General features: G+C 60.0%; 12 protein-coding genes. 6 read left to right on the plus strand and 6 right to left on the minus strand.

The features are described 5' to 3' along the window. Positions 1–370 precede the first annotated feature (370 nt). The 5 genes from mcrB (at position 371) to MEFOE_RS06355 (ending at position 5,589) form a co-directional block, all read left to right on the plus strand. Complete coding sequence (gene mcrB, locus MEFOE_RS06335) at positions 371–1,687, plus strand: coenzyme-B sulfoethylthiotransferase subunit beta (RefSeq protein WP_067049864.1); 1,317 nt, start codon at positions 371–373, stop codon at positions 1,685–1,687. Continuing rightward, positions 1,680–2,207, plus strand: coding sequence for a methyl-coenzyme M reductase operon protein D (gene mcrD / locus MEFOE_RS06340; RefSeq protein ID WP_067049866.1), 528 nt, complete (start codon positions 1,680–1,682; stop codon positions 2,205–2,207). Before mcrB ends, mcrD begins: the two co-directional genes overlap by 8 nt. A gap of 17 nt (positions 2,208–2,224) precedes the next feature. Beyond that, positions 2,225–2,989 carry a coenzyme-B sulfoethylthiotransferase subunit gamma gene (gene mcrG / locus MEFOE_RS06345; protein WP_067049869.1) on the plus strand — a complete coding sequence of 255 codons (765 nt, stop codon included), beginning with the start codon at positions 2,225–2,227 and terminating at the stop codon, positions 2,987–2,989. 6 nt (positions 2,990–2,995) lie between these two features. Further along, positions 2,996–4,702, plus strand: coding sequence for a coenzyme-B sulfoethylthiotransferase subunit alpha (mcrA, locus tag MEFOE_RS06350; protein ID WP_067049872.1), 1,707 nt, complete (start codon positions 2,996–2,998; stop codon positions 4,700–4,702). 197 nt (positions 4,703–4,899) lie between these two features. Continuing rightward, positions 4,900–5,589, plus strand: coding sequence for a 4Fe-4S binding protein (locus tag MEFOE_RS06355; RefSeq protein ID WP_067049875.1), 690 nt, complete (start codon positions 4,900–4,902; stop codon positions 5,587–5,589). Between the two features lie 548 nt (positions 5,590–6,137). Here MEFOE_RS06355 and MEFOE_RS06360 read toward each other — a convergent pair. The 5 genes from MEFOE_RS06360 to MEFOE_RS06380 form a co-directional block, all read right to left on the minus strand. Beyond that, positions 6,138–6,626 (minus strand): HEAT repeat domain-containing protein, encoded by a 489-nt coding sequence (locus MEFOE_RS06360; RefSeq protein WP_067049878.1) that lies wholly within the window; start codon positions 6,624–6,626, stop codon positions 6,138–6,140. Positions 6,627–6,708: 82 nt separating this feature from the next. Then, positions 6,709–8,679: a PAS domain S-box protein gene (locus MEFOE_RS06365; RefSeq protein WP_067049881.1), complete on the minus strand. Its 1,971-nt coding sequence runs from the start codon at positions 8,677–8,679 to the stop codon at positions 6,709–6,711. Positions 8,680–8,803: 124 nt separating this feature from the next. Next, positions 8,804–9,166 carry a GNAT family N-acetyltransferase gene (locus tag MEFOE_RS06370; protein WP_235809577.1) on the minus strand — a complete coding sequence of 121 codons (363 nt, stop codon included), beginning with the start codon at positions 9,164–9,166 and terminating at the stop codon, positions 8,804–8,806. 475 nt (positions 9,167–9,641) lie between these two features. Continuing rightward, positions 9,642–10,016, minus strand: coding sequence for a universal stress protein (locus tag MEFOE_RS06375; protein WP_153015885.1), 375 nt, complete (start codon positions 10,014–10,016; stop codon positions 9,642–9,644). 26 nt (positions 10,017–10,042) lie between these two features. Next, the gene (locus MEFOE_RS06380) at positions 10,043–11,599 is read right to left on the minus strand and encodes an MFS transporter (RefSeq protein ID WP_067049887.1); all 1,557 of its coding nucleotides are present in this window, start codon (positions 11,597–11,599) and stop codon (positions 10,043–10,045) included. Positions 11,600–11,745: 146 nt separating this feature from the next. On the opposite strand from MEFOE_RS06380, the gene MEFOE_RS06385 reads away from it, so the two are divergent. Further along, positions 11,746–12,135, plus strand: a complete 390-nt coding sequence (locus MEFOE_RS06385; protein WP_067049890.1) for a PRC-barrel domain-containing protein — start codon at positions 11,746–11,748, stop codon at positions 12,133–12,135. 244 nt (positions 12,136–12,379) lie between these two features. On the opposite strand, the gene MEFOE_RS06390 is transcribed toward MEFOE_RS06385, so the two are convergent. Then, on the minus strand, positions 12,380–14,254 hold the full coding sequence (locus tag MEFOE_RS06390; protein ID WP_067049892.1) for a ligand-gated ion channel: 1,875 nt from the start codon (positions 14,252–14,254) through the stop codon (positions 12,380–12,382). Positions 14,255–14,518 lie beyond the last annotated feature (264 nt).

Raw genomic sequence — 14,518 nt, forward strand, 5'->3', positions numbered from 1 at the left:
GGATCGCGTAATATTATAGATAAATATTATCCTATGATAATTAATTTACTTTTATTCCTATTTTGTATCTAAAAATGAACCTATGAAAAAGCCTATCTAGATTGAAATCGGATATATTTGATGTATATCTATATTGGCCACCAAGATGACCTCAAATTAATATTACTTAATTATAATATTCTATTTTAATGTATGACACAATGTTAATTTACTAAAAAAAATTAGGAACGTTTATATGCGCCTTCCAGAAAAGATATAATGTCCCTATTCGGGGCTTGCAGTAGAGACTCTGGAGAGTTGCATCTGAAAAACCGGGTGAAATTCTCCATGAAGAAACATTCCTGCACAAAGGGTAAAAGGATGAACTGATATGGCAGCATATTCAGAAACAATCGATCTCTATTCAGATGACGGTAAGCTGCTGAAAAGCGGCGTTACCCTCGACAAGATCAGCCCGCTGGTGAACCCGGCGACCAGCAAGATCATCGACCTGACTAAGAGAACGATTAATGTCAACCTTGGGGGCATAGAGCAGGCTCTCAAGATTGGAAAGCTCGGTAAGGGCAAGATCAGGGGACGCGAACTGAACCTCCCGATTATGGAGAACAAGGACGCCATCGTTGCCAGGATCAAGGAAATGGTCCAGGTCGAGGAGGGTGACGACACCAACATCCTCGAGTTCAACAAGGGCAACCTCCTTCTCGTCGAGGTTCCGAAGAAGCGTCTCGTGAACGCCGCCACGTACGACGCAGCGATCACCGCCGTTGCCGCAGCGACCACCTACGCGATCGTCGACCAGTTCAACATCGACGCCTTCAACGCCTCCACGGTCAAGGCCGCCTGCTGGGGCGCCTACCCGCACACCATGGACATGCAGGGTGCTCTTGTCACCTCCATCCTGTCCATTCCGCAGAACAACGAAGGCATCGGCTTTGCTCTCCGTAACGTCCCGGTCAACCACTTCGTCATGATGACCGGCAGAAACTCCCTCCAGGGCGCCGCCCTTGCGTCGACCCTCGAGACCGCCGGTGAGTTCGAGATGGGCCAGGCAATCGGCGCATTCGAGCGCAACCAGCTCCTCTGCTACGCCTACCAGGGCCTCAACGCCAACAACATGGTCTACGACCTTGTCAAGGCAAACGGCGAGACTGGCACAGTCGGTTCCGTCGTCCAGTCCCTCGTCGAGCGTGCGATCGAGGACAAGGTCATTGCACCGGGCAAGAAGGGCGGGTACTTCCAGTTCTACGACACCAAGGATCCGATGCTCTGGAACGCCTACGTCTCTGCCGGCACCCTTGCAGCCACCATCGTCAACTGTGGTGCAGGCCGGTTCGCCCAGGCAGTCTCCTCGACCCTGCTGTACTTCAACGACCTCATCGAACACGAGACCGGCCTGCCGTCCTCCGACTTCGGCCGCATGATGGGTACCGCCGTTGGTTTCTCCTTCTTCAGCCACTCGATCTACGGTGGCGGCGGTCCGGGCATCTTCAACGGCAACCACGTCGTGACCCGCCACGCCAACGGCGTTGCGATCCCGTGTGTGGTCGCCGCAGCCTCCCTCGATGCGGGCACCCAGATGTTCGCACCTGAAGGCACGTCCAAGATGATGGGCGAGACCTACGGCAAGATCGACGTCTTCAACAAGCCAATAGACCAGATCGCCAAGGGCGTGGATCTGATTGCCTGAGTCAGCCTTCCCCCAGTGCAGGATCGTTCCCCTCCGTCTCCTGTCGCCCCAGACGACAGAAGGCCTGCTGAGCCAGGTCGCGAGGGTTCCGGGAATCCGCCGGATCGTGATCAACGGTCCCGGCCTCCCGGCCATTATCCCGTACGGCCCGGCCCGTGGTCAGGCCAATCCCAATACCAACAGGCGGACGATCCAGGTCTGTGGCGCCGAATTCGAGATGAAGATCCAGACCGGCACGGTCACCCTTGAAGTCGAAGACGACGAGGTGATCGCAGCAGTGCAGGCGATGTGCGACGAGTTCTTCACTGAAATCCCGTACACCCTCCAGAAAGGCCGGTTCATGAAGAGCACTCCGACCCTTGTGGACTATGCAAAATATGGTCCCGAGACAAACGAACTCGTCATCGGACTCGTCGATCCCAGAAAGAAAGACGAACCGATCATCATCCCGATTCCCACCCGCCCGGAGCAGGGGGAAGACTGTCAGGATATCTCCAGACAGAATATACACCAGATTTAACCGATTGAGGTGACAAAATGGCATACACTCCACAGTATGGTCCGGGAACTTCTATCGTTGCCCAGAACAGGCGCAACCAGATGAATCCCAACTACAAACTCGAAAAACTCCGTGAGGTCACTGACGAGGACGTCGTCCTGGTCCTCGGCCACCGCGCACCCGGTGCGGCTTACCCGAGCGCCCACCCGCCCCTGGCCGAACAGCAGGAACCCGCAGACCCGATGCGCAAGCTTGTCAAGCCCACTGAGGGCGCAAAGGCCGGCGACCGTGTCAGGTACGTCCAGTTTGCGGACTCGATGTTCAACGCCCCGTCCCAGCCGTACCAGCGGACCTACGCAGAAATGTACCGCTTCCGCGCCATCGACCCCGGCACCCTCTCTGGTCGCCAGATCGTCGAGTGCCGCGAGCGCGACCTCGACCAGTACGCAAAGACCCTGATCGAGACCGAGATGTTCGACCCCGCCCTCGTCAGCATGCGTGGTGCGACCGTGCACGGCCACTCCCTCCGTCTTGCAGAGGACGGCATGATGTTCGACGCCCTTCAGCGCTGCGTTCTTGGTGAGGACGGCGTTGTCCGGTACGTGAAGGACCAGGTCGGCGTTCCCCTTGACCGTGCGGTCGAGGTCGGCAAGCCGATGGACGCAAAGTGGCTCAAGGAGCACAGCACGATCTTCCACTCCCTTGTCGGAACTGCGCTCCGTGAAGACCCCGAGTACATCGAATACCTCCAGCGCATCCACACGCTGAGGACCAAATACGGTTTCATGCCCAAGGAGGAGTGAATAGCGATGGCAAAGATTGAGAGAGCACAGAAACTGTTCCTGAAGGCACTCAAGGAGAAGTTCCAGGGACAGGATGTGCAGTCTGAGAAGACTGAGTTCTATAACTTCAATGGCGTTCGCCAGTCCCCGAGAAAGTGCGAGTTCATGAAGGAGTCCCGCGCCGTCGAGATGCAGCGTGGTATCTCCATGTACGACCCCGAGCGCTGCCACCTTGGCGGTATCCCGATGGGCCAGCGCCAGCTGATGACCTACGAGGTCTCCGGCACCGGCGTCTTCGTCGAGGGCGACGACCTGCACTTCGTCAACAACGCTGCCATGCAGCAGATGTGGGACGAGATCCGCCGGACTGTTATCGTCGGCATGGACATGGCCCACGCCACCCTGCAGAAGCGTCTGGGCAAGGAAGTCACCCCTGAGACGATCAACGAGTACCTCCACATCCTCAACCACGCGATGCCCGGCGGCGCAGTCGTCCAGGAACACATGGTCGAGACTCACCCGGCCCTCACCGACGACTGCTACGTGAAGGTCTTCACCGGCGACGACGAACTCGCCGACGACATCGAGCCCCAGTTCCTCATCAACATCGAGAAGCTCTTCCCGAAGAAGCAGGCCGAGGACCTCAAGGCCGAGGTCGGCAAGTCGATGTTCCAGGCAATCCACATCCCGTCCATCGTCTCCAGGACGTGCGACGGCGGTACGACCTCCCGCTGGTCTGCAATGCAGATCGGTATGTCCTTCATCGCTGCATACCGCATGTGCGCCGGTGAAGCGGCAGTCGCCGACCTCTCCTTCGCTGCAAAGCACGCCGGCGTCATCCAGATGGCATCCATCCTCCCGGCCCGCCGTGCACGCGGTCCGAACGAGCCCGGCGGCATCAAGTTCGGCCACTTCGCCGATATGATCCAGACCGACCGCAAGTACCCGAACGACCCGGCCAAGGCATCCCTCGAAGTCGTCGGTGCAGGCTGCATGCTCTTCGACCAGATCTGGCTCGGGTCCTACATGTCCGGCGGTGTCGGTTTCACCCAGTACGCGACCGCCGCGTACACCGACAACATCCTCGATGAGTTCACCTACTACGGCATGGACTACATCAAGGACAAGTACAACGTCGACTGGAGAAACCCGTCCGCAGATGACAAGGTCAAGCCGACTCAGGACGTCGTCAACGACATCGCTACCGAGGTCACCCTCAACGCCCTCGAGCAGTACGAGCAGTTCCCGACCATGATGGAAGACCACTTCGGCGGTTCCCAGCGCGCCGGTGTCATGGCAGCAGCCTCCGGTCTCTCCACCTCGATTGCAACCGGCAACTCCAACGCCGGTCTCAATGGCTGGTACCTTTCCATGATCATCCACAAGGATGCATGGTCCAGGCTCGGCTTCTTCGGCTACGACTTGCAGGACCAGTGCGGCTCGGCAAACTCCCTCTCCATGGAGCCCGACCGCGGTCTGATGGGCGAACTCCGTGGCCCGAACTACCCGAACTACGCCATGAACGTCGGTCACCAGGGCGAGTACTCCGCTATCGTCGCCGGTTCCCACTACGGCCGCGGCGATGCGTTCTGCCTCGAGCCCCTGATCAAGATCACCTTCGCCGACCCGTCCCTGAAGTTCGACTTCGCCGAACCCAGGCGCGAGTTTGCAAAGGGTGCGATCCGCGAGTTCATGCCCGCGGGCGAGCGCTCCCTGATCATCCCGGCCAGGTAAGATCCTTACCCTGCCTTTTTTTTGCACGTCCCTCTGCAAAATACACAATTGTGATCTGTGCCATACACTCTTCCGCACATACCGTGCGTGAAGCGCCATTCACGTACGCCGGGTTTGTGGCCTGATTCGATAGACAATATCACCTCAAATTCATCTATTTTTTTTATAGATTGGCACCAGAAAGAAAAGGGAAGAGTATGAAGCAGACTTTACCTACATCCCGCCTTGCCGCCGATGCAAAAAAAATGGGTATCGACCTCTTCGGCGTGGCGGCGGCCGAAGGATTTTTAGACCCGGCATATCTCGGGAAGCGCCCGCAGGATGTTTTTCCCGGCCTCGCCTCCGTCGTTGTCATCGGCGTGACAGTGCCTAAGGGGGCTTTCAAACCCCTTCCCCGGGGCAGGGCACAATACACAAACACCCTGATGGCCGGGACTGCAACCCTCCGCGTCGCTGCCTTCGCTCTGGCCCGGAGCCTCGAAGATGAGGGATATGATGCGGCGATCGTCCCGTGCGAGGGGAGCGAGTTCGGGTACTGGTATGCCGACAGGAAGACGCTGATGGCCGACCTGTCGATAAAATATGCTGCATGGCGTGCCGGCCTCGGATCTTTCGGAAAGAACCACCTTCTGATCACGGACAGGTTCGGGCCCAGGGTGAGACTGGCCGCGGTCCTCACCGACGCACCTCTCGATCCCGGTCATCCGAAAGGCGGCCTCCTTTCAGACCGGTGTGCAGGGTGCACGCGGTGCATCGAAGCCTGTCCTGTGGGGGCGATCACCCCCGATGGCATAGACCGTCAGGCGTGTGCCGCGTATATGTTCGGCGATCTCGGCGGGTTGCGGTGCGGCATGTGCATCAGGGCATGCCCCCTTGTGGAAAGATAATACGCGGGCTGAAGATCCGGCGGAAAGCGGTGGGGTCCTGCAGTTCGTCATGCGATCGGGGAAGAGATCGATCTGAGACCGAGGTATTACCATGAGGTCATCCCAAAACTGATCCGAACCCTCATGCACGCCGATGAAAGGACTCAATTCGGTTCTGAAAATCCTGTTCTGGTGTCTTGTCCGGGGGGTTTCACCCTCCGATCCCCCCATCATTGCGATAGGGGGTGGATGGCAATCTCCTTCATCAGGATCTCTGGTCTCTCTTCCCCGACCCTATCCTGTTTCGGGGGTCCGGGGGCGTCAGTCCCCCGGCAGAGAGGTCGGGGAAGGCGGTGGTTTCGCACTATGCTTCAGGGAATTCGGGAAGACATCGACCCGATCATGAGATTTTCTCCCGAGGTCAGCATGCGGGGAAAGGGGAATGAACGAGAGTTTTGGGATATGCTCCACAAAAAAACAATTTTCATCGCGTATGCTTGAGTCCCGGAGGACTCATGCCCATTCAACAGGGCCGGGAAAACAACACGTCTGACAGAGGCAGGAGGGGTTCAGGTCCCCTCGAAGGCCTCCATCACCATTCCCTGGTAGTCCTCGCCGTGCTCCGCGTAATGGCGGTTCACCTCGGCGATCCCCACAGGGTCGCCAAGTTTAAGCAGCGCCGCCGCTGTCAGGACGCGGCAGCAGACCGACTGTTCCCGGCGAAGGAGGTCGATCAGGTGCGGCACGGCTTTCTGATCTCCGATATTGGCAAGGGCCCAGATGGCAGGGTCCGTGACACCGTCGCCGCCGCTGCCGGTGGCGACTGTGATCAGCGGGTCCACGGCGTTTTGTCCCATGCGGGCAAGCGCCATCGCCGCCCTCCAGCGTCCGGCGCCCGTTCCCTCCCTGAGGGACGCAACCAGCGGGCCGACGGCCTCATCGCCAACCGCCCGGAGGTCGTTCATCGCCCGGAGACTGCTGGCGATATCACCGTTCTGCACGACATCCAGCAGTCCGGCCAGATCCATTCTGGTCTTTCCTTCTGTGTTGTGTTCCATTGCGGCACCCCCCTATGCCACGGCAGACCCTTCGCCCCCGGAACACATAGAGATTTACGAACCCGTTGTGCATGGCATAGATTTATCCGGAGAATTTTTTCGGCCCCTGCCTCCTTCTGAGGCTGGCAATCTCGGCGAGGAGGACGCCGTGGATGCGTTCGGCCTCGGAGACGTCCTCGCAGGCGACATAGCGGGTGCTGTCGCTGAGCATCACCGGCCTGAAGAGGACGGCCTTTGTCCTGCCGTCCCGGCACCGCACCCTGAAGAACCGCGGTCTGACCTCGCCGGTGCCGGCAGTGTCGAGGTCTGATGTCCAGGCCCTGACAGCCTTTTGCCGCTCCGCAGGGTCAGGGAAGGCGGTCCTGAACCAGGTGTCGCAGTCAGGGATATCATCGAGGGTGTACCCGAAGACTGCGGTGAACTTCCTGTTCAGGAAGAGGATATACCCCTCCCTGTCGATGACGGCGACCGGGTAGGGCAGAAGGTCGATGATGTCCCGCAACCGCCTCTCGCTCCTCTGGAGACGCTCCCCCGTGAACTGCCGACTGAGAGCGATGGACGCCTGTTTGACGAATGAATAGACCACCTCCCTCTCCGTGAGGTCACGGCCGCGGGGGAGGAGGACCATGATGTTCCCGAAGACCTGCCCCTCCCAGAGGAGGGCGAACATGCACGCCCTGATGAAGTCCCAGCGTTTGAGGATATCCCGGCAGACCTCCTCGGAGAACCGCCCCACCGTGATGGCGGACATCGGGATGCCTCCGTCGCCGGGTTCGCGGGAAAGACGATAGTCGGCCGTCCCGTTCTCCAGCAGGGTCTTGATGTCGTTGAAATACGGGGACGAAAGGGCACCGATCAAGGGGATGGCCACGCCGACCACTTCCCGCCCCACGATGTCTTTTACCCCGTCCCTGAAGTTCTCGTCCATCATCGCCCGCACCAGAAACTGGCCGTCGTCCTCGTCGTAGGAGAGGACCGTAATGCCCGCGCCCGGCACGAGTTCGGCGATCCGCCTGGCGATGAGCGCGTAGATGTCGGCGTCATGCGCGAGGTTAACGAACTCCATCGCCGTCCGTGCCAGGAACTCCATCTTTTCGATGTAATGGTGTTTTTTCTCCTCCAGGTGCCGGGCCGCGGTGATGTCGGTCCCTGTGCCCTGGTACTCCCTGAGCATGGCGTCGCCGTTGACGATTGCACGGATCGTCCAGGAGAACCAGCGGGTCTCCGCAGAGTCCGGCAGGGCGACCGGGATATCGAGGGTGCAGACCGCATTGCCCGGGCCGAGTCTGCGGAGTTTTTTCACGATCCAGGCATGCATGGACGGGGGGACGAACTGCCACAGGGTCGTGCCGGCGAGGTCCTCCTCGCTGACGTCGAAGGTCTCGCAGAAGGCACGGTTCACGAAGGTGATCCTGCCGCCCGGCAGGAAGCGGCAGAGAGGTTCTGCCTGGTCCTGTACGATGGCCCGGAACTTCGCCTCGCTGAGCTGCAACGCCCGTTCATACTGTTTTCTCGCGGTGATGTCCTCGAGGACGACGGTGCACCCCCGCTCGCCATCGTCGAAGACGGTCGGGATCACCTGCATGCTGAAGAAGAACTCCCCGTCATCCAGCCTGCAGGAAACATCAGTGTGGACCTGCTCACGCCTGACATCCCGGATGGTCCCCAGCACCCCTCTGTCAGAGATGATCGGGAGGGGAGCGTCCTCGATATACAGCCCGATAACTGCCCTCTTCTCCACGCCGGCAAGGTCGAGGAAGCGGTCGTTGACCTGGACGATCCGGAAGGCACTGTCGAGGACCAGGATCATGTTCCTGGTGAAACAGAGGAAGGAGGAGAGGGGGACGCGCTGGGCGATCGCGTAGACCTTCGCATTGCCGATGACCGCCGCATCGACCTGCCCCGCAACCCGCAGCACCTCAAGGTGTTTCGAGACCGAGTTCCGGTTGATCCGGGTCTTTTTTGCGACCTCTGTGATCGTCATCCCCCGAGGCCTGAGCCTCAGCGTCCTCAGGATGCGGGACGCCGTGTCCTGCTCCTCTTTCGCCTCCATGCTCCCACCCCGGCCAGCATATATCGGTCATGCACGATATATTTGCCCCCGCGCCGGGACAGGAGGGAAAGAGTCCCAGGGCACCCTGTACCAGGCACATGGACGGGCGAAATAGGGCAGAACTTTACCCACTCATCCTCTTCATCGGGCAGACGTTCGTGCCCTTCAGGTTCCCCAGCGCCCACGCGTACCTCTGCCTGACCGACGCATGCAATTCTTTTTCTTTGATGGGCACGAAACCGAGCGAGGCGTAGAAGGCAACGAGGGGCACGACCGCATACATATACAGGTCATCTGACCCGCAGGCGGCGACCAGTCCCTCCATCGCATTCCGGGCATACTCCTTCCCGCGGAATTCTTCCCAGGTGAAGACACCATCGACCTCGCACCCGTCGGGGTGGCGTTTGCACCGTGCGACGCTCACCGGCGTGTCCTCGACGAAGACACAGAAGATCCGGGTCCGTCGCCGGGTCTGACTTTGTCGCATGGTAGTCGAGCCAGATCTTTTCTGCGAGGTAGAACTCGTCGACGCCGAGTTCCCTCACCGAGACGGTCAGGTGGATCTCCGTGCAGGCGACGAGGACCGGGACTCTCGTATGAAGTGTCACCTCAGACGTGGTGGCACCGAGCGGCACCTGCCTGAGATAGTCCATGAGGTCATCCCAAAACTCTTGTTCATTCCCCCCATCTCTGCATGCAGGGATCGGGAGAGAATATCATGTTCGGGTCGATATCTTCTTGAATTCCCTGAAGCATAGTGCGAAACCCCCGCCGTCCCCTACCTCTCTGCCAGGGGACTGACGCCCCCTGACCCCCGAAAATAGGATAGGACGGGGGAAGGATAATCCCTGTATATCGAAGAAGACTGCCATCCCCTCCCTATCGCAATGAGGGGGGGGGACCGGGGGGTGAAACCCCCCGGACAAGACACCAGAACAGGATTTTTCAGAACCACATACCGATCATTCCATCGACAGGACAGAGGGTATGATCAGTTTTGGGATGACCTCCATCTTTCCATACCGCGACATCATGATCATGCCGACCTGCTCATCTGTCGCGGCACCACAGATCTCCCGGCATGGCCTGCCGAAATGAATGAGTGTCTGCACAGGGACACCGGCGCGTTCGAGGGGGGAAAGGGCCCGGTCAAGCCCTGTCTCGACCTCGCTGACAGTCCTCTCCCGTGCCGCCTGATCCCCCTCGACCTTCCTGATGACATGGAGGAGGACGACCTCGCCGATGCCCGGCATCCCTGCCAGGAGGTGCAGGGTTTCGTTGGCAGGCCGGGAAAAATCGGTCGGGACGAGAACGGTTTCAAAAAGGGACGACGGCATGGTCGTCTCCACGGTCTTTCAGGGGGTCAGGCCCCCTCCTCCTTCCGCCGGGAGGAGGGGATGAAGAAAGTCGCGATCAGGCCGAGGGCCAGGAGGACTGATATGGCGTCGAAGGAGAACTGCATCGCTCCGCTGACCGACGCATCGACGACCGCGGTCGCCTCGGGCATGTCTTCCTCCGGGACGTCGGGCGGCGGTGCCCCTGTCTTCATCTTCTCGGCCCATGCCACCAGTTCTTCCGTGATCTCCTCCTCCGACGCCCCGGTCGCGAACGTCGACCCGGCAATGCCCGAGACCATGCCGGAGACCAGGGAGAGGAGGAGGACGACGCCGACGATGGCCGTCCCGAAAGACGTCCCCATCTGCTTGGCCGTGTTCAGGATGCCCGAGGCGTCGCTCTCCTGCTCCTTCGACGTCGAGGAGAGGGTGAGGTTGGTCACCTGGGAGAAGACGATGCCCATACCGATCCCGAAGACCACCGAGCCCGGTATCACCTCGCCGGGCACCATCACCGCGGAGAAGATGCCGCGGAGCATCACCGTTCCGAGAATGGCGACGGCAAAACCGATGAGGATGAGCGTCCTCGGCGCCACCACGGCGGCGAGCCGCGACGCCGCCACCGAGAGGGCGAACATAGCGAGGGACATGGGCAGGATGGTGAGGCCGGTGGTGAAGGCGTCGATGCCGGTGACGCTCTGGAGAAAGATCGGGATGATGAAGAGAAAGCCTGCAATGGCGACGTTCTGGACGATGCTCACGCCGTTGCCCGCCGTAAAGGTCCTGTTCCCGAAGATGACGACGTCGATGAGGGGCATCTCCCCCTGCTCTTTCCTGTGCTTCTGCCTGAGATAGAAGACGGCAAGGCAGAGTATCCCGATGCCGAGGATGATGGGGACGACTCCCCAGAACTCGGGGACGCGGATGATCAGGATGCCGAGGACAATCGACCCGAGCCCCCCGAAGGAGAGGAGCGTCCCTGCAATGTCGAGGTCACGCCATGCGGCGGTCGGTTTCGCCTCGGTGAGGAGGTACGAGAAGATGAGGACGATGAAGACGACCACGAGTTCCAGGCGGAAGGCCCAGCGCCAGCTGTAGAACGCGGTGAGGTAGCCACCGATGATCGGCCCGAAGGCCATGCCGGCGGCGCCGACACCACCCCACATGCCGAAGGCGAAGGCCCTCTTCGCCCCTTCGTAGGTGGCCGTGATAAAGGTCGTCGTCGCCGGGAGCATGAGGGCGGCGCCGAGGCCCTCCAGGATCGCCCACCCGAGGAGGAGGGTGAAGACGTTCTGACTTATCGAGGCGGTGAACGTGCCGACGCCGTACAGGGCGAGTCCCACCAGAAAGACCTTCTTCCTCCCCATGACGTCCTGGAGTTTGCCGCCGATGATCATGAAGGAGGCCATGACCAGGGCGTATATGGCGATGACCGCCTGGATCGCCGGGACCGTGGTGTCCAGGTCGACGACGAGGGCCGAGATGGAGACGTTCATGATGGTCGTGTCGATGACCATGATGAAAATAGCCATACAGACGATGGCAAGGACGCCCCATTTTGTCCCGTCATTCCCTGGCATCGACATGCACCTTGACCGACCGATCACGGCACCCGGGTAGATAATACTATGCAGGTGCCACCCGATCTGACACAATCTTCTTATCTCCCCATGACAACAGGGGCATCATCCTACGGACGGCCAAGGTCGACCGCAGAGGGGGGGAAGAGAGTATGGCTTTTGCAAGCCCGGTAACGGTTGTCTATCCGAGGATGGAGTCGCTCGACAGGATTCTCGGGAGTTCGGTAAAAAATGCGACAGGAGATCATCTCGGCGTGATCCATTCCCTGATGATCGATACGGCCTCGGGGCTGGTCACCTTCGGTGTCCTCTCTTCGGGCGGGATCATGGGCCTCGGGGAGAAACTCTACCCCGTGCCCTGGCAGGCGCTCTCCCGCGACCCGAAAGAGGACGAGTTCACCCTGAAGGTCAGGAAAGAGACCTTCGAGACGGCGCCGAGTTTCGACAAGGGCCACTGGCCGAAGTCCGACGACCTTGCGTGGTTCGAACGGGTGTATCACTTCTACGGGGTTGAACCGGCCTGGGAGACCAAAGTTATGTAAACCGTCCTGAGGGGCGGGGGGCATGAGCACCCCTCTGCCCTTCTGATATTCTTCCTTTTTTCGGCTCTGTAGAAATCCTATTCTGGAGTGTCTCGTCCGGGGGGCTGCCACCCCCCGGCCCCCCCGCCATGAGGATAGGGGGGTGGGGGGCAAAAGTCCCCCGGTGCAAAGATGGAGGAAGGCGGTTGGGTCACGTTCATACACGGAAAAGGTGAGGGTTTCTACAGAGCCCTTTTTTCGGCCCTCACGGGAAAAGCAGGATCGTGACGCCGAGACCGATGAGGTAGGCGAACGGGTAAAACCATACCATCACCCGGTCGATTCTTTCAGCGACCTCCTTCTGCTCGATAGTGGCGAGCCATTTCAGGTACAGGTTGTAGATCACGACAAGGCCGCTGACGATGAAGGTGGTGATCAGGACGGAGTCCAGGAAGGTGCGATAGCCGAGGCGCGGCAGGTCGCCTGCGATCGTGAAGTTGAAGGCGATGAAGAGGAGGAGGTTAGCGCTCGCCACGTCGGCCCTCTTCCCGTAGTCCTTGAGAAGGAAGGTAACCCAGGCAAGGAGGATCAGGATGAAGATCGGGGCGAAGATCCTGAGGAGATAGTAGGTGAGGTGACGTTGTGCCTCGAAGTCGAAGGAAAAACGGGAGAAAGTGTTCTCGATCCGCGTGGAGGTGACATTGGTCCAGTACCGTGTGATGTACCACTCCTCCTCGCCGAGCTGGGTACCGACGACGGTCCGCCCCTCCCAGTCGGCATAGAGGAAGTACTCCTCGGGATACAGGGCATCGATTCTGAGGAAGAAGTGCTGGGTGTCGAAGGGGAAGTTCCGGAAATTGAAGTCAGGCGCCTGGAGGGTCACCCAGAAGCGCTCGAAGTAGGTGGCCGTGCCGTCGGGGCGGACCTGGATAAGCCTGTTCTGAGTCCAGCGGTTCCCCTGCTGGTTGTTGATGGTGAACTCGGGCCACCGCGTCCCTTCGGCTTTTACGAAGTCTTCGATGCTCCGGTAGATCTTGGATGAACAGTTGCAGGTGTCCGGGCTGAAGGCGAGGGCCGGGTCTTTCCATGTGAACATGATGTTCGCAACGACGCCGTAGTTCTCACTCTTCTGGTCGACGCCAGTGATCTGGTCCAGTTCGACGGCGGCCTTCACGATGATGGGCTGTTTTATGACGGTCCTGCCGCCGGGCTCGGCCGTTCCGGTGAGGACGGCAGGTTCGTTGAGGCCGACGAGGAGGCGGTAGGTGCTGTTTGCCGCGGGGTCGGCCGCAGGATGGCGAAGGACGGTCAGTCTGCTGCCGCCGGTCTCCGAGTCGGCGGTGTACTGGAGAGAGGCGTTTTTCCCTGGTGCGAGGAGGTTGGCGCTCCTGACGGGTTTGTCGCCATAGTCGGAGAGGACGAGAATGGGGGCGATGTCGTCAGCGGGTGTCTCGATGTAGGCATAGATGGTGTCGCCGGGGAGGAGGTCGGTGAGGATGTAGAAGGTGGAGGTCTTATTCTCCGAGAGGGTGCCCGTCACCTCGGCCACCCCGACGCGGCCAGTCAGTCTGTCGGGAACGGCGATCTCGGCCCCTTCCGTGGGCGGTGTGCCGGGCTGGGCGTTGATTCCGACGGTGAGGGTATAATCCCCGAAGGTGTCCGCCGTTGGTGTGCCGGCGGCGAGGAGGACGTAGTCGCCGCTCTCCGGCACATCCCAGGTGAGGGAGGCGGCATACCCGGTGCCTCTGTCGTCGTCCCAGGCATAGAAGAGTTCGTCGGCGATCGCGGGAATGGCGACCAGGGGGTCTGTCGCACCGGCGAGGGCCGTCTCGACCGTCCGGTTGTACCTCTCCCTGAATCCTTCCTCCAGCACTTCAGGCCCGCCGATGGCAACGAAGGGGTCGAGATTCCCGGAGGTGCCGTTCATCACCACCGTGAGGGTGTCGCCGGCCTCAAGGTCGGGGAGGGTGTAGATGGCGATCGCGTCGTTCTCGATCGTGCCGGTGAGGACCTGGATCTCGCCGCTGCCATCTGCAGGGGCGCCCATGGCTGGGGGGACTGTCAGAAGAGCAAGGACCGCGGCAAGGCAGAAAATGATACTGCGTATGGCCCTCAGGTCGGCCGCGATACCCCCTGTCATGGGGAGAAGATACTGGAAGCGATATTAAAATCTATCCCCCTGCAGGGATCAGAAGGGATCGAAGACCCTCGGAAGAGAAAAATGATTTATCGGCTCTGTAGAAACCCTTGCGGGAAAGTACTTCCTGAAGTGATAGGGGGAAAAATTCTGTTCAGACGTGCCTGGTCCAGGGGGGCTGCCGCTCGAAGACCTCATGGTCTTCTCACGGTCGCTATCGCTCCCTCCTCCCAGACCCCCTGCCATTAAGATCGGGGCAGGGATGGC

The organism is Methanofollis ethanolicus, assembly GCF_001571385.1.
GTDB classification, from domain to species: domain Archaea; phylum Halobacteriota; class Methanomicrobia; order Methanomicrobiales; family Methanofollaceae; genus Methanofollis; species Methanofollis ethanolicus.